The organism is Acinetobacter sp. 742879, assembly GCF_000588535.1.
GTDB lineage: Bacteria > Pseudomonadota > Gammaproteobacteria > Pseudomonadales > Moraxellaceae > Acinetobacter > Acinetobacter pittii.
The window spans coordinates 20,048-44,264 of record NZ_JFYC01000015.1 but is presented as its reverse complement, the minus strand read 5'-3'; the positions used below and the strand labels follow the sequence as shown (position 1 = coordinate 44,264).

Here is a 24,217-nt window from a genome sequence, read left to right as displayed (position 1 = left end):
TAAAGGTGATTGGATGCTGCAACACATTAAATATAAAAAACTTATTGTAAGTATGTTGCTGTGTTGCAGCCAATTTTCCTTTGCAGCGCCAGTTGTAAAAGAAAAATTGTCACCTTTGCACTCTGATTCGGAAGAACCGGAACATAGCTATGCAGAGGTGCCGATCGAGTCGATTCAACAGTTTGTGCAAATCTATGGAATTGTTCGAGATAACTACGTTGATGTGAAATCTGACGATGCTTTGTTTCAAAAAGCCATAAAAGGGTTAGTGAGTGGGTTAGATCGTTATTCGCGTTATTTATCGGCAGAAGAATACCGCCAACTGATTCAATACACAGAGGGTGATCTTGCATCAGTTGATTTTGCATTAAGCCCTGAATCACATGCTCATAAATGGATGATTCGTGATCTTAAAACCGGTTCTGATTCCTATAAATTAGGTTTGAGAAATGGTCAGACGATTCTTAAAATTGATAACCAAGATTTAAAAAATTTAAACCAAGATCAGGTACTTGGCCTGCTTTACGGTTCTATTGGAAGTACACTTCAAGTACAAGCAGAAGAGCTAAACGGAAATATCAACTTAGTTCGTAATAAAAAAATAGAAACCGATATAGAACCTGTAATGCTACATAATCAGGTGCTCGTACTCAAAATTAGAGTATTCCAACAAGACACTGCTAATGAAATTAAAAGATTAATTGAAGAAAACAGTTCTCCACGTTTAAAGGCTGTTTTAATCGATTTACGAAACAATCCGGGTGGGTTGTTATCGGCAGCAGTTGAGTCAGCAGATTTATTTTTAAATAACGGAATTATTGTTTCAACCAAAAGCCGTTCGGAAGGCAACCAGCAGTTTCAAGCTTTGCCCGGTAATGAATTTCAGAATATAAAACTGGGTATATTAATTAATCACCGCTCTGCATCGGCGGCAGAAGTTTTTACTGCGGCGATGAAAGAACACCAGCGTGCTTGGGTGATGGGTGAAAAAAGTTATGGAAAAGGTGTAGTGCAAAAGCTATTTCCTTTGCCAAGTGGAGCCGCTCTACAAATGACAGTCTCACACTACTACACGCCAAATGGCAATATGATTGAAGGGCAGGGTATTCAACCTAACCAGACCTATCCATTACCCGCAGAAATGAAAGAAGACGTATATTTAGAGCGCGTTGCAGATTTATTTCTAAAGAGGAAGTAGGAAGTAATTTTTATACTTCCTCTCCCATTTCAGTATCTAAGCCAAACTTTTTGAGTCGATAGCGCAAAGAACGAAATGTCATTCCTAGCTTTTTAGCTGCCAAAGTTCGATTCCAATGAGTCATATTTAGCGCATTCAGTAAAATATCTTTTTCGATATTTTCTAAGTAACGTTCTAAACCTTCCATTGGAAATTTTGGGTGAGTCTGAACAGCCGGTGTTTGATTTAGTTGTTTCGTTACGATTTGCGGGCTCACACTACTGCCTCTAAGAGGAGGTGCTAAGTGTGTTAAATCAATGGACTCATCATCACTTAAAGTAATAGCTCGTTCAATCATATTTCTTAATTCGCGAACATTACCCGGGAAGTCTTGCTGCAATAAGTAAGTCTCAGCGCTCGCCGTTAATTGCTTGCTTGAAATTCCCCATTCCATACAAACTTTTTGAATAAAATGATTGGCCAATAGCAAAATATCTCCACCACGGTCACGCAGTGGCGGCAACATAATATCCATAACATGAATACGGAAAAATAAGTCCTGACGGAATTTACCTTGTTGAACTAATAAATCTAAGTCTTGGTGACTCGCACTGATTACTCGAAAATCGACATCAATTTCCTGATCTGAACCTACTGGGCGAATCTTTTTCTCTTGTACAGCGCGAAGCAATTTAACTTGCATACTTAAAGGCAATTCGGCAATTTCATCTAAAAATAAACTGCCGCCGTGTGCCGATAAAATCAGACCTTGTTTGTCTTGAGTCGCGCCAGTAAAGCTCCCTTTTTTATGCCCGAAAAGTTCACTTTCCATGAGCTCGGTTGGGATTGCTCCGCAGTTAATTGCAATAAATGGTCCTTCACTGCGGTTGCTTAAGCGGTGAATCAGATTCGCAACAACTTCTTTACCCGTACCAGATTCGCCTGTAACAAATACAGGAGCTTGGGAGCGGGCTATTTTTTTAATAGCTGTCCGTAAGTTTTGTATAGGTGGTGAACGCCCAATTAATAAGTCATTCTCTAGAGTTGTTTCACCAAATTCATGCTCTGGTTTTGGCTGGTTAAGCGCCTTTTTTAACAATTGATCTAAATGAATTTGGTTAATCGGTTTGCTGACAAAATCAAAAGCTCCCGCTTTTAGTGCTGCAATTGCAATATCCATATTGCCGTATGCAGTTAAGACTGCAATGGGTGTGTGTGGGTAAGTTTGAGAAACATGTTGAACCAATTCTAAACCACTACCATCAGGTAGATTTAAATCGGTCAAGCACGCATCGTAATGAAACTGAGTAAAGAGCTGTTTGGCCTGTTCAACCCGATAAGCAAGATGTGTCTTAATCCCCATTCGTGCAAGAGTCATTTGCATTAACAGGCACAAATCTTCTTCATCGTCTACAAGCAAAACGAGTGGTTGCTGTTCTGCCATTTCCCCAAAAACCTAATAAAAAATCAATATATTATTGGGCATTCTATTCTGAAGCATGCCCCTTGTTTTTGCTCTACATAAGTGAGCTTTGCATGGTTTGCCTCACAAAAACTATGAGACAAATATAATCCTAAACCAGTTCCATTAATTTCGGTACTAAAAAATGGTTTAAATAATTGAGATATATCACGTTTTGAAACACCTTCACCGTAATCGATCACATCAATATAAATTTTATTTGTTTGTGAATGGATATTGATCAGAACATAGGGAGAGTCGGGGGCATTGTGGCGTAGAGCATTCCTAACAAGGTTAATGAGCACTTGTCTGAGTTGCTTTTCATCAAACAATAGCTTTAAGGATAAATCAGAACTTTTAAGCTGGATCGCATGTTTAACATCAGATAAATCTTCATCTAATAACGTTTTTATGAAGTCGTTTAGTTCAATCTGAATGGGATACGTTCTTTCACTGCGGGCAAGTCCTAAGGTGTCTTGAACAATACTATCAATGCGTTTCGTTTGCTTGCCAATCATATTGCGTAAAGTATTTTGCTGTTCCGCGTCACTATCTTTGAGTAATTCATTTGCTTGAACAATGGCTGCAAGAGGATTACGGATCTCATGTGCAATACTTGCTGAGAGTTGTCCCAAAGCGGCAAGTTTGAGTTGTTGAGCTTGCTGATTAATCTGCTGCGCATCTTGTAAGATGAGTAGTGTTAATGCTTGTTGCGGCACCAAAAGATGTTGCACTTTAATATTAATAGAATAAGCCGACAGTCGAGACTCAAAAATAAATCGATCGCCTTCTTTTAAATTATCAAACTTTAATATTTCAAATAAGTCAGCATGCCATTTTGCTAAGGGATATTTTTCACTGGCAAATTGAGGTGGAATTCCTAAAAGAGAGCAGGCGGCTGGATTACTTAAAACAATGTCGTAGTTTTCATCTAGGACTAAATAGCCCTCTTGAATTTGTTCCAAGATATAGCGGTTAATATTTTGTAGTTGATAGAGTTCTATTGATTGGTGGAAAGTTAGTGCTTCAAGTAGTTTAAAACGCTGGACCGCAATTTGTCCGATTCCGTGTACTACAAAAAATAAGAAGGCCAATAAGGCGCTATTACCAATCGTATTTAAATTATTGTAGTCAAATAAACTGCCAACGAAGCGTTGGTAAATAACCGCAATGACTGCAAGTAATGTAATGAGCAACGACATTCTTGCGCTAAGTAAAATGGCCGAAGTAAATATGGCAATAACATATAGCAAGCTGAGTTGAAGATTTGGTTCACCTACAGAAAATGTAAGTAAACTCAGACATATAATATCAACTACAAAAAATAAAATGAGCTGCCTTGTTGCCTGAGTGGCAATAAACTTAAAGCATAAAAGTTGAAGAAGGCTTAAGAGCGAATAGCCGAGTAGTGTGTAAGAATATAGAGCGGGTTGTTGCAGACTATTGTCGATTTGAGCATCGGTTAAAACCAAAATAATATTCAGGCTAACCGCAATAATAAGGCGATATAAGCCATACCACGTGCCCAAACGAAATATCGTATGGGACAAGGATGAGTTTACGGGAAATTGCATGTAAGTCTGATTAAGGCTTGATCAGACCGTAACGAATCGCGAGATGAGTTAGTTTAACATCACTATCAATGGCTAGCTTTTCAAAAATACGGTAGCGGTAGGGATTCACTGTTTTAACACTTACAAAAAGTTTGTCTGCAATTTCTTGAGCGCTAATACAATTTACAACCATCATTGCAACTTGCATTTCTCGTTCAGAGAGAGAATCAAATGGCGATTGCTGCGTATCGGATAAATAAGAACTTGCTAATTGCTCAGCAATATCGGCACTAAAGTATTTGCCGCCTTGCATCACTTTATTAATCGCCCGAACCATTTCGGTAATTGGAGCACCTTTGGTGATGTAACCTTTAGCTCCTGCTTTAAGCAAAAGAGAAGGGTAAGGTTCTTCTGCTAAGCCACTGACTGCAATCACTTTTGTATCTGGTGCGGTTTGTAGTAAACGACGTGTTGTTTCTACGCCGCCGATGCCAGGCATATTGACATCAAGTAGCACAACTTGAGGATGTTTCTGACGAACAATAGCAATTGCTTCTTCACCCGATTCGGCTTGTCCAATGACCTCTACATCGGCATGATCTTCTAACATACGGCAGATACCTGTACGTACAAGTTCATGGTCATCCACAACTAAAACTGTAATCAAGAAGACCTCCTTTCTTTCAAAAAACAAGTTTTTTGTTACATAAAGCAAAATTAGCTTGCAATGGAATGACAAAATTAGCAATCCTATTCTTATATAGTGAGCGAATAGTTGTGCACAATTGTGTCGGTAAAAGCGTTATACCTTATACCTCAAATGTAAGGCATAATTATAGTAAGCGCAAATGTGTATCACCCTGAGTCGAGTATTGTGCCGTGAAAAATTCTAAAAAGTCTTTAATGCATGTGCTAAGCATGTCTATTTTGCTTAGTTTGAGTTCAACAAGCTTTGCAGAACTCGTCAATAACCCGTCCTCAGGGAATAGTGGTACTGCAAGCTTAAGTTGGTCTTCAGCTGATGCTAGCCAATTTTTAAATGATGAAGATGACGAACCTACTCCGCAAGGTTCAACATCGGTAACCACAACTTTGCGTGGTGGTAGCGCACCTAAAATTGTAGCATCTGCACCGAAGATTGCTCCAATCCGTGATACGTCTGGTTACAATGCCCAGCCGAGTGTAAGTGCTCGAGCTGCACTTGTGATGGACGCGCAAACTGGTGAAGTGCTTTACAGTAAAAATACTAACGCTTCTGTGCCAATTGCATCTATTACAAAGGTGATGACAGCGGTTGTAACGGCAGATGCCCGTTTAAACATGTCAGAAGAAATTACACTTGAGCAAATTGATTTTGCTGGTGCAGGTGGTAAAAACTCAAGTTCAACCTTACGTGTTGGTGACAAGATGAACCGTGCAGAAGTTCTTCTGTTCGCTCTAATGAAGTCAGAAAACCCAGCAGCAGCAGCTTTAGCACGTACTTATCCGGGTGGGCGTCCTGCATTCGTAGCTGCAATGAATGCTAAAGCTCGTGCCTTGGGTATGAGTTCGACTCACTATTATGAGTCAACTGGTTTAGATCCGCGTAATGTGTCTTCAGCACGTGACTTAGGAATTTTGGTAAGTACGGCTTCTCAATATGGCTTGATTCGTCAATTCTCAACCACACCGACTTATGATTTTAACTTGGGTTATCGCGTGTTGAAATCTAACAATACCAATGCTCTAGTGCGTAATGGTGGCTGGAATATCAACTTGTCTAAAACTGGATATATTAATGAAGCAGGTCGCTGTGTTGTAATGCACACGACTGTAAATTCACGTCCGGCAGTCATTGTATTACTGGGTGAACCAAGTACACAGGCACGTAATAATGATGCAACTAACTTATTGGGTTGGTTAAGTAATTTACCAAAACGTATTTAATTTCAATATTCTAAGAAACGCTTCTATCAAGAAGCGTTTTTTTATGGCTATAAAAAAGACATAAAAAAACGGCTGTATTAAACAGCCGTTTTTTGAAAATCAGATCTTACATATTAGATAAAATCGAATCTTTTACTTGGTCCATTGTTGCATCAATTGACAACATCACTGCATCAGCACATTGTTTGATTGCAGTGTCAGGATCTTTCAAGCCATTACCAGTTACTGTACATACAATGACAGAACCTTCAGCAATTTTACCCGCTTTAATATCACGGATCGCACCGCCGATAGAAGCAGCAGACGCTGGCTCAACAAATACGCCTTCATACATAGAAAGTAAGCGTTGAGCTTCTAAAATTTCGCTGTCTTGAAGTTCATCAAACCAGCCTTTAGAGTCACGTACTACAGCTTTTGCATGGTTCCAGCTTTGTGGATTACCAATACGGATTGCAGTTGCAACAGTTTCAGGGCTTTCAACTGGAGCGCCACGTAAGAATGGAGCTGCGCCAGAAGCTTGGTAACCCACCATAGTCGGTAAACATTCTGGTTTTGGACCAGTGAATTGATCAGTAGCAGCATCATAAATCACTTGTTCAAACTGATCAGCAGGTTGGTTTGCTACAGCTTCGGTATAACCCATCCAGTGAGCGGTGATGTTACCTGCGTTACCTACAGGTAAGCAGTGGTAATCAGGTGCACGGCCTAGAGCTTCAACGATTTCATAAGCAATAGTCTTTTGACCTTGCAAACGGTAAGGGTTGATTGAGTTTACAATCGTTACAGGCGCTTGATCAGCGACTTCTTTTACAAGACGCATACCATCATCGAAGTTACCACGAATTTGCATAGTGATCGCACCATACATCATCGCTTGTGCCATTTTACCCATCGCAATTTTGCCTTCTGGAATCAAAACAAATGCTTTGATACCTGCACGTGCAGCATAGGCAGCAGCAGCAGCAGAAGTGTTACCAGTAGATGCACAGATAATCGCTTTAGAGCCTTCTTCAACCGCTTTGGTTACAGCCATGGTCATACCACGGTCTTTAAATGAACCAGTTGGGTTTAAACCCTCATATTTCACATAAATTTCAACATCTTTGCCAATAATACGTGGAATATTCTCAAGTTTAATGAGTGGGGTGTTGCCTTCACCCAAAGAGATAGCACGAGTAGTTGCCGAAACTGGCAAACGGTCACGATAACGATCTACAAGACCAGTATAACGATTGGCATTAGACATGATGGTGTTCCAATTAGAGGTGAAGCGGGAGAGGGAATCTTTCCCTCAACCTGATTAACTATCGAGCGATTCTAAACGAATTCTTACGATTTCGCCACGAATTGCAGGTAATGCTTGAATTTGTGCAAGAGCATCATCCATTTTTGATTCAACGATTGGATCAGTCAGAATCACGATTGGAATAAGGTCTTTTAAACGAGATTGTTGCATGATTGCATCAATACTAATTCCAGCGCGACTTAAGATGGTCGTCACATCTGCAAGTACGCCAGTTTGGTCTTCTGCATTTAAGCGAATGTAATAACCTGTGGTCATTTCTTCACGGCTTAAAATTGGCACATTTGTTAATGCTTCAAAAGCCAACTGAGGAATTGTTCCTGCGCCGTCTTCGGTATAAGAGATGTCACGAACAATATCAATAACGTCGGCAACAACCGCAGAAGCTGTAGGACCTGCGCCTGCACCCGCGCCGTAATAGAGTGTTGGACCTACGGCATTTGCCTGAACTAAAACAGCATTTTTAACGCCGTTTACATTCGCAATAAGTTGTTCATCTGGAATGAGCGTTGGGTGAACACGTAATTCAATACCTTTTTCAGCACGACGTGCAATACCAAGATGTTTAATACGGAAACCAAGATCTTCTGCATATTTCACATCTTGCGCAGTGATTTTGCTGATACCTTCGGTATAAACCTTATCAAATTGAAGAGGAATACCAAACGCACAAGACGCTAAAATGGTAAGTTTATGCGCAGCATCAATACCTTCAACGTCAAAAGTTGGGTCTGCTTCTGCATAACCGAGTTCTTGAGCTTCTTTTAATACATCATCAAATGCACGACCTTTCTCACGCATTTCAGTCAGAATAAAGTTACCTGTACCATTAATAATGCCAGCCAACCATTCGATATGGTTTGCAGCAAGACCTTCACGGATCACTTTAATAATTGGAATACCGCCAGCAACTGCTGCTTCATAAGCAATTTGCACAGCATTGTCTTCTGCTGCTTTAAATAATTCATTGCCATGTTCAGCGAGTAACGCTTTGTTTGCAGTCACGACTTGTTTGCCGTGTTTGATCGCTTCCATGATAACTTCGTAAGCAGGGTGGATCCCACCCATAACTTCTACAACTACATCAACGTCTGGTTGACGAACGATGTCAAGTAAATCGGCGCTTTGTTTAATCCCTTCCAATTCAAGATCTGGACGAGGGCGGCGTGTTCCAACGTGGGTAATTTGAATTTCTCGACCGGTGCGACGTTTAATTTCAGCGGCATTTTCTTGTAGTAGTTTAAGGGCTCCTCCACCTACGGTTCCTAGACCGAGTATTGCCAGGCGAACTGGTTTCACGTCACACTCCATTCATCATTTAATCATTTAGTTGAAGCTAGATCATAGCTAAAAAAAACGCCAGACTCTAGCGCTTTTAGTGCCTGTTCAATGAATTAGAGTGCGATGTTTGGAAAAGAAGAGTAGATCAGTCTTTAAACAGAGGTTGTTTAAATATTAATTATTGAAAAAACAAAGCGCTGCAATCAGAGCAGCGCTTTTTAAAAGAGATAGATGATTAATCATTCATCAGCCTAAAGGATGTTATTTATCCAGACGTTTAATTAATTCATCCGGTGTTAGGTATCCACCTAAGTACTCGCCATCAACATTATAAATAGCCGGTGTTCCATTTACACCCATGTTTAAACCAAGTTGATATTGTTCACGGACAGGGTTTTTACATTGAGCTGGTGGAATATTAATGCCTTGTACGGCTTGGTTAAAGGCAGCTTTACGGTCTGCACTACACCATACAGCTTCCATGGTCGGCATAAATTGTTCACCGCGTGGCCAAGCGATATAGCGTACCTCAATACCTTTTTCATTAATTTCAGGTAAATGCTCATGTAATTTGTGGCAATAAGGACAGCTTGCATCGGTAAACACATAAATCACATGTTTAGCCTTACCACCTTTAGCTGGGTAAACGATCAAATCTTCATTTTTTAAAGCAGCGAGATGCTTTTTATTTTCTGAAGCTTGAAGATTATCGCCAATATTATGTAGTTCTTTACCGCCTAAACGAATGACATCACCTTGAATCAGGTATTTGCCATCACTGGTTGTATAAATCGACGTCATTCCTTCGAGATTTACCCAATATAAGTTAGGCACTTCAGTAGGCTTGATATCTAAAATTTTGGCGTTGATGTTTGCATTCTTAAATTGTTTTTGCAAAGTTTCAATTAAACGCTGTTTCGCATTGCGTTCAATGATGGTTGAAGCTTCCCCAGTAGCAGGTGCGGTCGCAGTGAGCGCATCTTCTTTTTGTGGTTTGTTTTCTTTAGAACAAGCACTGAATAACAGGCTAGAAGCCAAAGCACAGGCAAGAAAAAGTTGAGATCGGGTAAAAGACATAGATAACCCTTATTTCATCAGTATTTATAGTCAGAAGCTGCTAAGCATAACAAAAAATCTAGCGTGTATTGTTAAAACTTTCTTAACCTTTGTGAACGAAATCAAGTGATTGTTAGGCGTATTTCAAATAATAAGTTTTAAATTTTTTAACCTCTAGGATGATGTTTTTCATGCAATTGTTGCATTCTCACTTGTGCTACATGTGTGTAAATTTGAGTAGTTGATAAGTCACTATGGCCCAATAACATTTGTACTACGCGTAAATCGGCGCCGTGATTGAGCAGGTGTGTTGCAAAGGCGTGACGTAATGTGTGAGGTGAGAGTTCAGCTTGAATATTGGCTTGTAAGGCGTAACGTTTAATGGCATACCAGAAGTTCTGACGGCTCATAATTCCGCCGTGTTGAGTTAAAAAGAGATAGTCAGTAGAGCTTTTATAGAGTTGAGGCCGAGCATCCTGCAAGTAGCGTTCTACCCATTCACAAGCAAATTGCCCTAGCGGGACCAAACGCTCTTTATTACCTTTACCCGTAATTCTTAAATAGCCTTTTTTTAAGTTAATAAGTTCTAGGCGCAAGTTCAGCAGTTCTGAAACACGTAAACCACATGCGTAAAGAACTTCAAACATTGCCCGATCGCGTAAACCAAGTGCCGTATCAATATCGGGGGCCTGAATCAGTGCTTCGACATCTTCTTCAGATAGATCTTTGGGTAAGGCTCTGCCAATTTTTGGAGAATGATGGGTTGCTACAGGATTATCGCTTCGTAATTTCTGTTCACGTAAAAATTTGTAAAACTGGCGTAGGGCAGATAAGCAGCGGGCAATCGAGCGTGGGCTTTTACCAGCTTTAGTCAACTCAATCAAAACATCAGCGATATCATCACTTGTCCACTCTGGAAGAGCTGATTTTTTATGAAGTTCACTGCATTGAATAAGGTCGGATAAATAAGCATTACGTGTATGTGGACTTACCGTCTGAGCAACGAGATAGTCACGAAAACCTTGTAAAAAGCTTAAATGTTCAGGAATTTGAACAGGGCTTGGAATACGCGGTTTTTTATTCAACATACACTAGATCCTCTAAACCTCTGTACTGTAAAAGAAACTTTAAGGTTTGTCGATTAAACTAGAGAAGAAGTGAAATTTAACCTTATTTGGTAATTATTCTCATTTATATGTATACTATTAAAAAAGGTTTAGGATCGGATGCGGTGCGTTTATCAGCTTTAAAAGTGAAGCAAGCGGCGACCATCACCAAAGTGAATCGGATAGAACTAGAGTCCGAGCAGCAAGATTTGGTCGCAATTCGTTTGGAAAGTCTGGGCTTTGTACCGGGCACACGAGTGGAAGTGATTACCAAAGGTATTTTTGGTGGTGATCCGATCTTAATCCAAATCGGCTTTACTCGTTTCGCTTTACGTAAAGCAGAAGCGGAAAAAATTGAAATTCAAGTAGAAGAAGGAGTACCCGCATGAGTGATGCGTTACGTATTGCCCTTGTGGGAAACCCTAACTGTGGTAAAACCTCTCTTTTTAACCATTTAACCGGAACTCGACAAAAAGTTGCAAACTATGCTGGTGTAACGGTCGAGCGTAAGGTTGGTCATTTTCAGTTGCCTTCAGGCCGAGCAGTGCGTGTACTTGATTTGCCTGGTACATATAGCCTTAATGCCACCAGTCCTGATGAAGTAATTACCCGTGACGTGTGTTTGGGTAAAATTGCAGAAGAAGGGCAGCAAGATGCCTTTTTATGTGTGGTTGATGCCACTAACTTAAAATTGCATTTAGGACTAGTACTCGAAATGATCGAGTTGGGTCGTCCGATTTTACTTGTACTGAATATGATGGATGAAGCGCGTCGTCGTGGCATCCAAATTAATACTCAAAAGTTGTCTCAACGTTTGGGTGTACCAGTTGTTGAAACAGTTGCCGTCCGTAATGCGGGTATTGAAAATTTATTACATGCCCTTGATCAAGAAAAATACAGTGTGCCACAAACCGAACTAAGTGGTTTAACTGGAACTCATCACCAAAAAATCGATATGATTTTTAAAGATGTAGTTCATTATGTTGATCATGGAGATAAGCGTACTGATTTTCTAGATCGAATTTTCTTACATCCGGTTTTAGGCCTACTTAGCCTTGCGCTCATGATGTTTATTGTGTTCCAAGCAGTGTTTGCATGGGCAGCTCCATTCATGGATGGTATTGAAGGCTTCTTCGGCTGGCTTGGTGAGGGAGTGGGAACTGTGATTACCCAACCACTACTGCATAGTTTGGTTGTTGACGGAATTATTGCAGGCGCGGGTGGCGTAGTTGTGTTCTTGCCACAAATTTTGATCTTGTTCTTCTTTATTTTAGTACTCGAAGAATCAGGCTATTTACCGCGTGCAGCATTCTTGCTTGATAAATTAATGTTCCAAGCTGGTTTAAGTGGCCGTGCCTTTATTCCTTTACTTTCGAGCTTTGCTTGTGCAGTACCGGGAATTATGGCAACGCGTAGTATTAGTGACCCTCGTGATCGTTTTACGACCATTATGGTTGCGCCTTTAATGACGTGTTCGGCACGTTTACCTGTCTATGCCTTGCTGATTGCTGCCTTCATTCCAGAGAAAATGGTCTGGGGTATTTTTAACCTACAAGGTTTAGTGCTTTTCGGTCTGTATATGGCTGGTATTGTGAGTGCGCTTTGCGTTTCATTTTTAATGAAGTTTTTGCAAAAAGATAAGTCGCAGCATGCTTTACTGCTAGAGCTACCAAGTTATCGTTTCCCTGATTTAAAAAGTGTGGGAATCGGTTTATTGGATCGTGCAAAGATCTTCTTGAAACGCGTCGGCGGAATCATTTTTGCGCTCTCTATTTTGCTTTGGTTCTTGTGTACTTTCCCGCAACCACCAGAAGGGGCGACATTACCTGCCATAGATTATAGTTTTGCAGGGATGCTTGGGCATCTTATTCAGCCTTTATTTGCTCCAGTTGGTTTTAATTGGCAAATCTGTATCGCTTTAATTCCAGCTATGGCTGCTCGTGAAGTGGTTGTCGCGGCATTAGGTACAGTTTATGCCTTGTCTGCAACAGATGATGATGCTGTGGCACAAGGGTTATCGCATCTGATTAGTGCAGATGGAACGGGTTGGTCTTTGGCAACAGGTTTATCACTTTTAGTGTGGTTCATTTATGCTCCACATTGTTTGGCAACACTGGCAACGGTACGTCGCGAAACAGGTTCATGGAAACATGTTGCAGCTATGACTGCATATCTGTTTGGTTTAGCTTATTTTGCATCGTTTGTTACCTATCAAATTGCTTCCCATTATTGGGGTTAAGGCAAGAAAGGAGGTTGTATATGGTTCAATATCTGATTATTGCGGTTTTAGTGATTTGGAGTGCTGTCGTTGTTTTTAAGAAAGTATTTCCAAAAACAGCAAATTCAGTCTTTTCTTCACTCTCAGCATTTTGCGAAAAGCAAGGTTGGGTAACCTTGGCAAAATGGCTTAAACCAAAAATGGCCTTTGGTTGTGCTGGCGGTTGTGGTTGTTCAAGCGAAGATAAACCTACCAATACAGTTCAAGAAATTAAGCCGATTAAATGGCAATAAATTTAGTATTTCTTGTTTCGTTTAAAAAGCCATCACATTGATGGCTTTTTTACGCACTGACACAAAAAAAGATGAATAAAGTTCAAACTGAAAAAGCATTCAAAACAGCAAAGTGCTAACATTTTTGCCATTCTGTCGATTGATAAATTGTGGGGCAAAAATGTTAATACAACGTGGTGGGTTAAAAGTTGTAGCAGGCTTGGGAATATCAGGCGTTTCTGCTGTAAATTTCCTGCATGAACAAGGCTACCAAGTTGCAGTAACAGATTCTCGTCCCACGCCACCAGGGCATGATCAGATCCCAGCTGGCGTTAAAACCAGTTTCGGTCAACTTGACCAAGAATTATTATTACAAGCAGAAGAAATTATTTTAAGCCCAGGTCTTGCACCACAATTACCAGAAATTCAGGCAGCTATTGCTAAAGGTATTTCGGTAGTAGGGGATATTCAATTATTACGCCGTGCAACCGATGTGCCTATTGTGGCGATCACTGGTTCTAATGCTAAAAGTACAGTAACGACTTTAATTGGTTTAATGGCTAAAGATGCGGATAAGAAAGTTGCTGTGGGTGGCAATCTTGGACGCCCAGCTCTAGATTTATTAAAAGATCAACCTGAATTAATTGTACTTGAGCTATCAAGTTTTCAGCTAGAAACCACGTCTCACTTAAATGCTGAAGTTGCTGTGGTTCTCAATATGAGTGAAGACCACTTAGATCGTCACGGCAATATGTTGGGTTACCATCAAGCAAAACACCGTATTTTCCAAGGTGTGAAAAAAGTAGTATTTAACCGTGATGACGCTTTAAGTCGTCCTCTTGTTCCAGATACCACACCAATGCAAAGCTTTGGTTTAAATGCACCAGATTTAAATCAATATGGTGTTTTAAGAGATGGTGATGGCACGCTTTGGCTTGCGCGTGGTTTACAGCGTTTAATTAAAAGCTCAGATTTATATATTCAAGGCATGCATAACGTAGCAAATGCTTTAGCTTGCCTAGCATTAGGTGAGGCAATAGGCCTGCCTATGGAATCTATGCTTGAAACCTTAAAACAATTTAAAGGATTAGAGCATCGCTGTGAATATGTAAAGACTGTGCATGATGTACGTTATTACAATGATTCCAAAGGCACCAATGTTGGCGCTACGCTTGCAGCGATTGATGGTTTAGGTGCTGCCATTGAAGTGAAAAAAGGTAAGGTTGCCTTGATCTTAGGTGGTCAAGGTAAAGGTCAGGATTTTGGTCCATTACGCTCTTCTATCGAAAAATATGCCAAAGTTGTGGTATTGATTGGTGAGGATGCTCCGGTGATTGAACAAGCCATTCAAGGTGCAACCAAAATTTTACATGCAGCAACGCTTAAAGAAGCTGTAGAGCTGTCTCAACGTGAAACACAGGCCGAAGATGTGGTGTTGTTATCACCAGCATGTGCAAGTTTTGATATGTTTAAAAGTTATAATGACCGTGGTCAGCAGTTTGTTGCCTGCGTCAATTCGTTGGTTTAAAGAAAACATGATTAGGAATGTAGTATGGCAGGCTTAGCTCAGACCACAATCCAGAAAATCAATCATTGGTATGAACGGATATTGCCTAAATGGCCAGCGGAAGTGACGCCACGTAATGTCCTGATTTTCTGTGTCGTTGCATTGTTGTGTATCGGTTCCGTGATGGTTGCATCTGCTTCGATGCCCTATGCTGAATATATGCATGAAAACCCATTCCACTATGTGATTCGTCATGGTATTTCGATTGTCGCTGCGGGTGTAGTGGCTTATTTGACCTATCGAATATCACTGAATACGTGGTTTAAAAATACCTTCCCGCTGTGGTTATTAACCATGGTTCTGTTGCTTGCTGCTTTGGTGGTGGGTTCGGAAGTCAACGGTTCTACACGTTGGATTAAGATCGGTGGCTTTACATTACAGCCAACCGAGGTTGCCAAAGTCATGATGGCAATCTTTACCGCAGACTACGTTGTGCGCCGAGCCAAAGAGGTTCGTACTCATTGGAAAGGCTTATTGCGTTTAAGTGGGGTAATGGCAATCACGGTCGGTTTAATTATTGCTGAGCCTGACTTAGGGGCAACGGTCGTTATTGTCATGATGATGGTTGGGGTGTTCTTTTTAGCGGGTGCGCCGCCAACTCAGTTCTTAATCATGCTTGGTGCGATTGTCACAGGTATTGTGTTTTTGATCTTATTTGAACCCTATCGTTTCCAGCGTTTGATTTCGTTTACTGACCCATGGGCAGATCCATTAGGGGTAGGTTATCAGTTATCAAATGCATTAATGGCTTTTGGCCGTGGTGAATGGTTTGGTACAGGCTTAGGGCACAGTGTACAAAAACTATCTTATTTACCTGAAGCGCATACTGACTTTATGTTGGCAGTGCTAGGTGAAGAGTTTGGTTTCGTGGGTATTTCTATTGTTATTGGCTTGTCTTTCTTGATGCTGGCATGTTGTATCAAAATTGGTCACCGTGCTTTGAAACATCATTACCTTCGTGCAGGCTATTTAGCTTATGGCATTAGTATTATTTTCTTGCTCCAGATTTTAGTAAATGCGGGCATGAATATGGGCTTAATGCCGACGAAAGGTTTGACTTTGCCATTCATTAGTTATGGTGGTACGTCTTTAATGATGTGTGCTGCGATGATTAGCTTAATCTTAAAGATTGATGCATCAACACAAGAAGTCAATCCAGAACGAGAAGAGTCGAACTTCTAATTGAGTATTTAGAAGTTTAAAAAGCCCGATTTGATATCGGGCTTTTTTATTATTTATAGATATGTTCCGCTGAGCTCTTGCTCATGGGGAATCAAATCAACATTCCACTGTGCTACAGCCTGTTTGAGCATCAGTCTAGGTTGATCTAAATCAACGTTGGGTTGTCCCAAGGCTAGTATCGCTTTTTGAAGTAATTCAGGTACTTTTGATAAATCGAGTGCTTGAGCTAGATTTTGTTTAGAGAGCTTTTGCCCTTGGTCATTCATTGCAAGGGGTAGGTGCATATAGCTTAGTTGAGGATAACCTAGAAGCTGACCTAGCCAAATCTGACGTTCGGTGTTATCTAATAAGTCTGCGCCTCGAACGACATGGGTAATGCCTTGTAGATAATCATCCACAACGACTGCAAGTTGATAGTTAATAATCCCATCACGGCGCTTAAGAACAAAATCTCCAAGATCGTGTTGTAGATTGGAGCAATGATGTCCTTGTAATCGGTCATCAAAACAGATCTGCTGATCTTGAACTTTTACCCGAATCGCTTGACCTTGAAAATCAAGATTGAGATCGCGGCAAGTACCTGCATAGATTGCATTTGAACCAAGCATTTTGCGGGTACATTGACATGCATAGATAAGACCTTCTTTTTTGAGTTGGTCTAATACGCTTTCATAAATATTTAAACGATTTTTTTGAAAGATGATCTCTGCATCGGGTTCGAACTGGAAGGCTTCCAGTGATGTGAGAATATGCTCTTCACTGCCGGGATAAATACGAGGGATATCTGTATCTTCGATACGAACGAGCCATTTGCCTTGATGGGCTTTTGCATCGCAATAGCTGGCAACAGCAGTAATGAGTGATCCAAAATGCAAAGGGCCGGTTGGCGATGGCGCAAACCGACCTGAGTAGCGAATCAGCGAAACATCGTTTCGCCGCTGCGCAAGAGCCGAGTTGTGCTCGGCTGGAGAATTATCAACAGTCACAATTAACCGTTATTTTGCTTCTCTTTGATTTCTGCCAAAGTTTTGCAATCAATACATAAAGTTGCAGTTGGACGTGCTTCTAAACGACGTAAGCCGATTTCAATACCACAAGTTTCACAGAAACCGTAGTCTTCATTCTTAATAGCTTCCATAGATTGTTCGATTTTACGAATTAACTTACGTTCACGGTCACGTGTACGTAATTCAATTGCAAATTCTTCTTCTTGGGTAGCACGGTCGTTTACATCTGGCAGTGCAGTTGATTCGTCTTGCATCGTATTTAAAGTACGATCAACTTCAGACATTAATTCAGCTTTCCATGCTTGCAGAATTTGTCGGAAATGCTCGAGCTGTCCTTCAGACATGTACTCTTCATTTTTCTTAGGTTGATAAGGTGCAATACCAAATAAACTTGCAGTTGTGCCTATGTCAGAAGTTTTAGGTTTCACTTTACGTGCACGTTTTGCAGAAGCTTTGTCACCTTCCACTACAACTTCTGTATGTTCATCCAAAACTTGGTTGTGGTTGTCATTCGCCATAATAGGGCATTCCTCATCATACACGTATTATCTATACGCAAAAAATATGGTGATATGCAAGTGTTTTTATAGAAAACCATCGATGGGATTTTCCCATCGGGTCGTCATCATATAGATTTTTCCTGCAAGATGATAGTCATTCCGACCCGTAAATATTTTCAAAACGTGTTTACCCCAGTCATAATTATATATAAGCATATAAGAAATAGGGCTAATAGCCTGAAATATCAGTGTTTATATGGCCTTGAAAATTTTCAAGACGGAAGACTTCGGTTTCAAAACTACCATCGTTTTTTAGACGAATGTAACGATAGCCGGGAGCATTTTGATCTAAAGCAAAATCATTGCTAAAGGGTTTAAACTGCACACTTGTTGAGGGTGTAGAGAAAAATTCGATCCCTTGCCAAGTGTTTATTGAGTCCTGGTGAACATGCCCGCAGACTAAAGCTTTTACATTTTTAAATGGAGCCAAGGTAGTAAGCAAGGCATTAGAATTTTGTAACTTGTGATGATCAATCCATTTTGACTTCATGGCAAAAGGATGGTGATGACAAGCCAGCAAAATCGGGTTATCTGCATACTCTTCAAGTAAATTCGTTAAGCTGTCTAGCTGTTCTGCTGATAGATGCCCATCAATATGACCTTTAACCGCACTATTTAATAAAATAACCCGCCAGTTTCCTAAGCAAATAACTACAGGTTCCTGATGATTCTCTTTATGCAATGGGAAATGGTCAACATTGTCATGATTACCTAAGGTCTGAAAAAAGGGCAGACCAAGCGTTTGCATATATTGAATATAACGTTTGTAGGTAATAGGCGTTGGTGCCTGAGCTAGGTCCCCAGTATGGATAATTGCATCAGTTTCAGGATGTTTATTAAGTATCTGTTGAATAATCGCATGAAAGCTTTCTTCAGGATTTATACCCACAAATTCTAAGTGCGGATACTCCAATAGGTGGGTATCGGTAATTTGTATAATGACATGGTCTTTTTGTGAAAGTGTTGAGACTTGAAAAGTCACCGTCCTACCTCTTCGGGTTTATTATCGTTTTGCTGTGTTGGGCCAGCCATTGTAATGCCATAATGACAGGAGCATTTCTTAAACGTCCGCTGTCGAGTAGAGTCTGGATTTCACTATAATTAAATAAGTGTAGTTGAATATTTTCACCCTCATCATCTACGCCAAAAACACCCCCTTCAGCGGGTAAATTGGTTTGGGCAACATAGAGATGAAATAACTCTGAGCAAGCACCAGCTGACGGGTAAAAGCTAAATAGATGCTCTAAATTTTGAACTTCGCAACCTGATTCTTCAAGGCTCTCTCGTCGAATACAACTTTCTGGTGATTCATCACCATCTAACACACCTGCAATTATTTCTAGCTGCCATGGGGAGTGAGAGTCATCTAAAGCCCCAACACGGAACTGTTCAATCAGAGCAAACTGTTGTTTTTGATCGTTGTAGAGTAATACACCAGCTGCTTCAGGCCGATGAACGAGTTCACGCTGCAATACATGAGTATATTCAGATTGATTAAATAGACGATGTCGAAGGCTGACTTTTTCAACTTGAATAAAACCACGGAATAGAGATTCACGTGATGTTACTTCGACATCTTTAGATGTATAACTTGGACGTTCAACAATACTCATGATTCGATCAGGACGAAATCTATTTATTTCATCCTAACCGAGAATCAGGGCTAGGCAAGTGTTTTTTTTGAATATTTACACTTTATGATACAGTTTTTGACCTTGTTCCTGATAAACCTCTTTCATCGCTTTGAGGCCTTCTTCAACCTCTGAATCGTTATTGGTGAGGTTGTTGGCATAGTCACGTACATTCTGAGTGATTTTCATTGAACAGAATTTTGGACCACACATTGAGCAAAAGTGAGCAGATTTATGTGCTTCTTTTGGTAAGGTTTCATCGTGCATACTACGCGCTGTGTCAGGGTCCAGACTTAGGTTGAACTGATCATCCCAACGGAATTCAAAACGAGCTTTTGATAAGGCATTATCACGTACCTGTGCACCTGGATGTCCTTTCGCAAGATCGGCAGCATGTGCTGCAAGCTTGTAGGTAATAATTCCGTCTTTAACATCTTTTTTGTTTGGTAGACCCAAATGCTCTTTCGGTGTGACATAACAAAGCATTGCTGTGCCATACCAGCCAATCATGGCTGCACCAATTGCAGAAGTAATGTGGTCATACCCCGGAGCGATATCTGTTGTTAATGGTCCAAGCGTATAGAATGGCGCTTCTTTACACACTTCTAGTTGAAGGTCCATGTTTTCTTTGATCATGTGCATTGGCACGTGACCAGGGCCTTCAATCATGACTTGAACATCATGTTCCCATGCACGGTGAGTCAGTTCGCCTAATGTTTTAAGTTCGCTGAACTGTGCTTCGTCATTTGCATCTTGAATACAGCCTGGACGTAAGCCATCACCTAAGCTAAATGAAACGTCATAAGCTTTCATGATTTCACAGATTTCATCGAAATGAGTGTATAAGAAATTTTCTTCATGATGCGCTAGACACCACTGCGCCATGATTGAACCACCACGCGACACAATACCTGTTAAACGGTTTGCTGTAAGTGGTACATAGCGAAGTAATACACCTGCGTGAATCGTGAAGTAGTCAACACCTTGTTCGGCTTGTTCAATCAGTGTGTCTTTGAAGATTTCCCATGTTAGGTCTTCTGCAACGCCATCAACTTTTTCAAGTGCTTGATAGATTGGCACGGTGCCGATTGGAACAGGTGAGTTACGGATAATCCATTCACGTGTTTCATGGATATTTTTACCTGTCGACAAGTCCATAATGGTGTCGGCACCCCAACGGGTTGCCCAAGTCATTTTCGCAACTTCTTCATCAATTGAAGAACCAAGTGCTGAGTTACCAATATTGGCATTAATTTTAACCAAGAAATTACGACCAATAATCATTGGCTCAAGTTCTGGATGGTTAATGTTTGCAGGAATGATTGCACGACCTTCAGCAACTTCTTGGCGAACAAATTCAGGTGTAATTTCTTTTAAGTTTTTTGCACCAAAATTCTGACCAGCATGTTGACGCATATCAACACCTTCACGCTGGCGTTGATTTTCACGAATTGCAATATATTCCATTTCAGGTGTGATGATACCTTGCTTGGCATAGTGCATTTGAGTGACATTTTTGCCTGCTTTAGCACGGCGTGGATTTTGAATATGGGCAAAACGAATATCAGCGGTGCGAATGTCTTTTAAACGTTCCTGACCAAATTTTGAGGTCAAGCCAGAAAGTACGTCAGTATCGTTACGCTCTTCAATCCAGTTTTGGCGAACTGAAGGTAAACCTTTGTCTAAATCGATTTGAACATTTGGGTCGGTATAAACACCTGAAGTGTCATATACCATAACAGGAGGGTTATGTTCACCGCCAAGACCGGTAGGGGTGTCGGTTAAAGAAATTTCCCGCATTGGAACCTGAATGTCAGGGCGAGAGCCTTCAATATAAACTTTTTTAGAAGCGGGTAAGATGCGAGTTAAATCTTTTGCATCTTGTTCATGTTGTGCTGAAATTTCAGCAGAAGAAAGATTCGTTAACTGGTTCATCACATGATCCTTATGAATAACATCAACGAATCAAGCACGACCAAAAACGATGGCAGATTTATCTTTATGAGATAAATTTAAGGCTGTAAGTTTTCAGATGGCTTGATTCCTACGCAGGTCTTAACCTGATCAGGTTCAACGGTACTTGTGATCAAACTTGTGTTGCGACAACACAGAATTTACACAATCTCAGCGAGCTATTACTCGCGCTCCGTCAAGCGATTTAAAGACTAACATGTTTTAGGTTGGCTGGCATTGTCAATTTGTATCTATACAAACCGCATCCATATGGCAGTCACGATAGACTTCCGTGTTCCATGGCGAATCAAATTTTAATAGCTGCTCAAGCTGTTCATGAGTCATCTGATAATTTGATTTTTTATCACCATTTTTATTAGTTAAATCTATTTTAAATTGCTTATTGCGCTCATCGATAGGCGTAGCAATAAATTTAAGAAACAGTTGAGCGGGTTTCGCTAGACTCGACTGATTTTGTGTAGACAAAAACCGAATTTGTTGAAGAGCATCTTTATCAAACCATGTGTTCGGCGCATATTCATCTGACACGGGCGTATTGTCTAAGCCAAAGAAAATAAAATAGCGATATTCATTAAATAGTCGTTTTGCATCATTAATAAAGTGGCTCTTTGGATACTTTTGAATAAACTTTTCCCAAAATAATGCGCGTTCAGTGAGCTCTTTCCATGAAATAGCCAAAGCACCATCATTATAAAAAATATCCTGATTGTCTTTCGCCATACGAGTTAAAAACTCTTTTTGGTCCGCGGGTAAGGACTTAGAAAAAACATCAACTAAATAGCTTGGTTGGCGTCGATAGGTAAACATGCCTTCACCTTGATAGAGAAGTTCAATGTAGGCTTGGCCTTCATGTTGAAGTAAATATTGATCACGCGGGCTTAGTTGGGCGAAGAGTTTTTTTTGAGTTTGGATGACCTTTTTAAGATCTTGTTTGTGTTCTAAAACGGCATAGCCAAATGCTTCAAAAGCTCTACCTGTTTTTTCAGTGTAGTCTTGTTTTAGAAAACGTTGATACATGGCAGTTGATGCATCAATCAGCTTAAGCTGCTCATGATTTTTTAAAGAGGGAACACAGGTTTTAAGCTTTTCATTAATTTGATTTAAGTCTTCTATTTTGCTGTTTTGATTAATCGTGTGCATAGCTACCATAATTTGTAAGCAGCTACTGTCTTGTTTTTGAGTGGCCTTTTGCTCAGTTGTTTTTTGCTCTTTAGATACAGCCTGATCTTGCTCTGATGTTTTATTACATCCAGCTAAAAGTAGTGCACCGCACATACTCATTATTAGAACTTTTTTCATCATTGTACTTTTATAGAAATTAATATTGCTCAAATTATAACGCTTAAAAAGATTGCATCATTGTTAGAAATCTTTATTATTAGGTAGGTCGGTCTACTTAAGTAAAAAATTATGAATGATAAAACAGCAAGACAGAAAATTCTCGATGCCGCTTCAACTTTGTTTTATAACGATGGCATTACGGCAACAGGAATCAACACAGTTACGGCTAAAGCAGATGTTGCGAAGATGTCGCTTTATAATAATTTTTCTTCAAAAGGTGAGCTTGTCGATGCCTACATTGCTGCACGCCATCAAGAGTGGCTTGATCTCTACCAAAAGCGTTTAGAAAAAATAAAAACAGCGAAACAAGCCATCTTGGCCGTATTTGATGCCTATCAAGACCATGCGGAATTTGCCTATGAAAAAGGCTTTCGAGGTTGTGGGTTATTGAATGCTGCGGCTGAGTTTCCGGCGAATAGTGCAGGGCGTAGTTCTGTAAGGCAGCATAAAGAAGAAGTAGAAGCTATTGTTGCTGAACATTTAAAAAAATTAATACCAGACTCACAGCGCGTTAACTATGTGGCCACCCAGCTTTCTTTTCTTTTAGAAGGTTCTATGGCACGAGCAGGCTTAGAAGGCAACAGCCGACAACTCCTGTTAGCAAAACAAATGGCAGAAGATATTTTAAATAGAGAATGCCCACATGATTAGCCTCATTAAAAATAGTAGTTATGGAGGCACAATTGCGATTTTGGTTGCTTCTGTTTTGTGGGGAACAACAGGTACGGCGGCAGCATTTGCACCGACTCTTGGCCCACTTGCTATTGGCGCTGTAGCGATGGGTGGTGGAGGTCTTTTACAAGCTTTGGTTGCATCACGAGCGATACGTGAAAACCGACAATTTATAAGAGAAAATCTTTCAATACTGCTTTTAGGCATAGCGGCGGTGGGTATTTATCCCTTGGCTTTTTATTCTTCAATGTATTATGCAGGCATTACGATTGGCACTGTGGTTTCAATTGGTACCGCTCCATTAATCGCAGCAATTTTAGAGCGATTCTTTGATCGCAAAGCTTTATCTCCTATTTGGTTTCTCAGTTTTGTGTGCGGTGTGCTTGGGGTAAGTATGTTATCGATGGGGGAAAGTCATGCGGTCCAAGAGAGTACAAATCAATGGAATAAATTTTTCGGTATTTTTCTTGGGCTGGTCGCTGCTACAACTTATTCGCTTTATTCATGGGCCGCGAAAAGATTAATAGATCGGGGTGTTGCTGCTAAAGCTGCAATGGGCATGATTATGGGAGGTGGAGCGGTTATTTTGCTTCCTACTTTGTTGATTACAGGTGGAGGGTTACTACAAAGCTCAACCAATCTACTTGTGGCTGGCTATATGATGCTAATTCCTATGTTTTTGGGTTATTTGCTTTTTGGATTTGGTCTAAAAACAGTAAATGCCAGCAAAGCGACGACCTTAACTTTATTTGAACCTTTAGTGGCTGCGATTTTTGCGATTGTTTTGGTTGGTGAGCATGTTTCATGGGTGGGTTGGATTGGCATGTTTTTGATTTTTATTTGTATTTTAATCTTGTCAAAAACTAAGAACGCTTAAAAAACTAAAACTTTTAATGGCTTGAGTTTGATTTGAATTTTTCTTAGTCTTA

At 40.4% G+C, this 24,217-nt stretch carries 22 protein-coding genes and 1 riboswitch; of the genes, 9 read left to right on the top strand and 13 right to left on the bottom strand.

The annotated features are described in order from the left end of the window. Nucleotides 1-13 precede the first annotated feature (13 nt). The gene (locus J690_RS19605; protein WP_032037724.1) at nucleotides 14-1,198 is read left to right on the top strand and encodes a S41 family peptidase; all 1,185 of its coding nucleotides are present in this window, start codon (nucleotides 14-16) and stop codon (nucleotides 1,196-1,198) included. 10 nt (nucleotides 1,199-1,208) lie between these two features. Here the strand turns inward: J690_RS19605 and J690_RS19600 are convergent, their stop codons facing one another. Genes J690_RS19600 through gacA form a run of 3 tightly spaced genes read right to left on the bottom strand, consistent with a single transcriptional unit; the run spans nucleotide 1,209 to nucleotide 4,859 of the window. Continuing rightward, nucleotides 1,209-2,621, bottom strand: coding sequence for a sigma-54-dependent transcriptional regulator (locus J690_RS19600; RefSeq protein WP_032037722.1), 1,413 nt, complete (start codon nucleotides 2,619-2,621; stop codon nucleotides 1,209-1,211). A gap of 23 nt (nucleotides 2,622-2,644) precedes the next feature. Beyond that, a complete protein-coding gene (locus J690_RS19595; RefSeq protein ID WP_032037720.1) occupies nucleotides 2,645-4,213 on the bottom strand; it encodes a sensor histidine kinase in 1,569 nt (522 codons plus the stop codon). Nucleotides 4,214-4,223: 10 nt separating this feature from the next. Continuing rightward, nucleotides 4,224-4,859, bottom strand: coding sequence for a response regulator transcription factor GacA (gacA, locus tag J690_RS19590; protein WP_032037718.1), 636 nt, complete (start codon nucleotides 4,857-4,859; stop codon nucleotides 4,224-4,226). Nucleotides 4,860-5,071: 212 nt separating this feature from the next. Between gacA and pbpG the strand changes: the two genes are divergently transcribed. Further along, entirely contained in the window at nucleotides 5,072-6,118 is a 1,047-nt protein-coding gene (pbpG, locus tag J690_RS19585; RefSeq protein ID WP_155762601.1) for a D-alanyl-D-alanine endopeptidase PBP7/8, read from the top strand. 106 nt (nucleotides 6,119-6,224) lie between these two features. Here pbpG and thrC read toward each other — a convergent pair whose 3' ends face one another. From thrC to xerD, 4 genes are all read right to left on the bottom strand, one after another. After that, nucleotides 6,225-7,364, bottom strand: coding sequence for a threonine synthase (thrC, locus tag J690_RS19580; RefSeq protein WP_032037712.1), 1,140 nt, complete (start codon nucleotides 7,362-7,364; stop codon nucleotides 6,225-6,227). A 54-nt stretch (nucleotides 7,365-7,418) separates the two neighbouring features. Further along, nucleotides 7,419-8,720 carry a homoserine dehydrogenase gene (locus tag J690_RS19575; protein WP_002121263.1) on the bottom strand — a complete coding sequence of 434 codons (1,302 nt, stop codon included), beginning with the start codon at nucleotides 8,718-8,720 and terminating at the stop codon, nucleotides 7,419-7,421. A 243-nt stretch (nucleotides 8,721-8,963) separates the two neighbouring features. After that, on the bottom strand, nucleotides 8,964-9,779 hold the full coding sequence (locus J690_RS19570) for a DsbC family protein (RefSeq protein WP_002121175.1): 816 nt from the start codon (nucleotides 9,777-9,779) through the stop codon (nucleotides 8,964-8,966). Nucleotides 9,780-9,925: 146 nt separating this feature from the next. Then, nucleotides 9,926-10,846 carry a site-specific tyrosine recombinase XerD gene (gene xerD, locus J690_RS19565; protein ID WP_032037709.1) on the bottom strand — a complete coding sequence of 307 codons (921 nt, stop codon included), beginning with the start codon at nucleotides 10,844-10,846 and terminating at the stop codon, nucleotides 9,926-9,928. Nucleotides 10,847-10,989: 143 nt separating this feature from the next. Here xerD and J690_RS19560 point away from each other — a divergent pair, with 143 nt between their 5' ends. The 5 genes from J690_RS19560 to ftsW all read left to right on the top strand — a co-directional run bounded on the left by J690_RS19560 (nucleotide 10,990) and on the right by ftsW (nucleotide 16,103). Then, nucleotides 10,990-11,253, top strand: a complete 264-nt coding sequence (locus J690_RS19560; protein ID WP_002121198.1) for a FeoA family protein — start codon at nucleotides 10,990-10,992, stop codon at nucleotides 11,251-11,253. Continuing rightward, nucleotides 11,250-13,103, top strand: coding sequence for a ferrous iron transporter B (gene feoB, locus J690_RS19555; protein ID WP_032037706.1), 1,854 nt, complete (start codon nucleotides 11,250-11,252; stop codon nucleotides 13,101-13,103). Before J690_RS19560 ends, feoB begins: the two co-directional genes overlap by 4 nt. Nucleotides 13,104-13,123: 20 nt before the next feature. Then, nucleotides 13,124-13,375, top strand: a complete 252-nt coding sequence (locus J690_RS19550) for a DUF6587 family protein (protein ID WP_032005839.1) — start codon at nucleotides 13,124-13,126, stop codon at nucleotides 13,373-13,375. A gap of 160 nt (nucleotides 13,376-13,535) precedes the next feature. Beyond that, entirely contained in the window at nucleotides 13,536-14,882 is a 1,347-nt protein-coding gene (gene murD, locus J690_RS19545; protein ID WP_032037703.1) for a UDP-N-acetylmuramoyl-L-alanine--D-glutamate ligase, read from the top strand. 24 nt (nucleotides 14,883-14,906) lie between these two features. Further along, nucleotides 14,907-16,103: a putative lipid II flippase FtsW gene (gene ftsW, locus J690_RS19540; protein WP_005079447.1), complete on the top strand. Its 1,197-nt coding sequence runs from the start codon at nucleotides 14,907-14,909 to the stop codon at nucleotides 16,101-16,103. A 53-nt stretch (nucleotides 16,104-16,156) separates the two neighbouring features. Here the strand turns inward: ftsW and gluQRS are convergent, their stop codons facing one another. The 6 genes from gluQRS to J690_RS19510 form a co-directional block, all read right to left on the bottom strand. Further along, complete coding sequence (gene gluQRS / locus J690_RS19535; protein ID WP_032037700.1) at nucleotides 16,157-17,089, bottom strand: tRNA glutamyl-Q(34) synthetase GluQRS; 933 nt, start codon at nucleotides 17,087-17,089, stop codon at nucleotides 16,157-16,159. A 2-nt stretch (nucleotides 17,090-17,091) separates the two neighbouring features. Continuing rightward, complete coding sequence (dksA, locus tag J690_RS19530; RefSeq protein ID WP_002121205.1) at nucleotides 17,092-17,628, bottom strand: RNA polymerase-binding protein DksA; 537 nt, start codon at nucleotides 17,626-17,628, stop codon at nucleotides 17,092-17,094. 211 nt (nucleotides 17,629-17,839) lie between these two features. Next, on the bottom strand, nucleotides 17,840-18,652 hold the full coding sequence (gene cpdA, locus J690_RS19525) for a 3',5'-cyclic-AMP phosphodiesterase (RefSeq protein WP_005079443.1): 813 nt from the start codon (nucleotides 18,650-18,652) through the stop codon (nucleotides 17,840-17,842). Between the two features lie 4 nt (nucleotides 18,653-18,656). Next, complete coding sequence (locus tag J690_RS19520; protein ID WP_032037697.1) at nucleotides 18,657-19,283, bottom strand: NUDIX domain-containing protein; 627 nt, start codon at nucleotides 19,281-19,283, stop codon at nucleotides 18,657-18,659. 75 nt (nucleotides 19,284-19,358) lie between these two features. After that, on the bottom strand, nucleotides 19,359-21,236 hold the full coding sequence (gene thiC / locus J690_RS19515) for a phosphomethylpyrimidine synthase ThiC (RefSeq protein ID WP_002121180.1): 1,878 nt from the start codon (nucleotides 21,234-21,236) through the stop codon (nucleotides 19,359-19,361). Nucleotides 21,237-21,325: 89 nt separating this feature from the next. Further along, nucleotides 21,326-21,460: riboswitch (TPP riboswitch) on the bottom strand. 34 nt (nucleotides 21,461-21,494) lie between these two features. Beyond that, nucleotides 21,495-22,577, bottom strand: coding sequence for a hypothetical protein (locus J690_RS19510; RefSeq protein WP_032037694.1), 1,083 nt, complete (start codon nucleotides 22,575-22,577; stop codon nucleotides 21,495-21,497). A 108-nt stretch (nucleotides 22,578-22,685) separates the two neighbouring features. Between J690_RS19510 and J690_RS19505 the strand changes: the two genes are divergently transcribed. Both J690_RS19505 and J690_RS19500 read left to right on the top strand, forming a co-directional pair. Further along, nucleotides 22,686-23,267: a TetR/AcrR family transcriptional regulator gene (locus J690_RS19505; RefSeq protein ID WP_032037691.1), complete on the top strand. Its 582-nt coding sequence runs from the start codon at nucleotides 22,686-22,688 to the stop codon at nucleotides 23,265-23,267. After that, nucleotides 23,260-24,165 carry a DMT family transporter gene (locus J690_RS19500; protein WP_032037688.1) on the top strand — a complete coding sequence of 302 codons (906 nt, stop codon included), beginning with the start codon at nucleotides 23,260-23,262 and terminating at the stop codon, nucleotides 24,163-24,165. Before J690_RS19505 ends, J690_RS19500 begins: the two co-directional genes overlap by 8 nt. The last annotated feature ends 52 nt before the right edge of the window (nucleotides 24,166-24,217 follow it).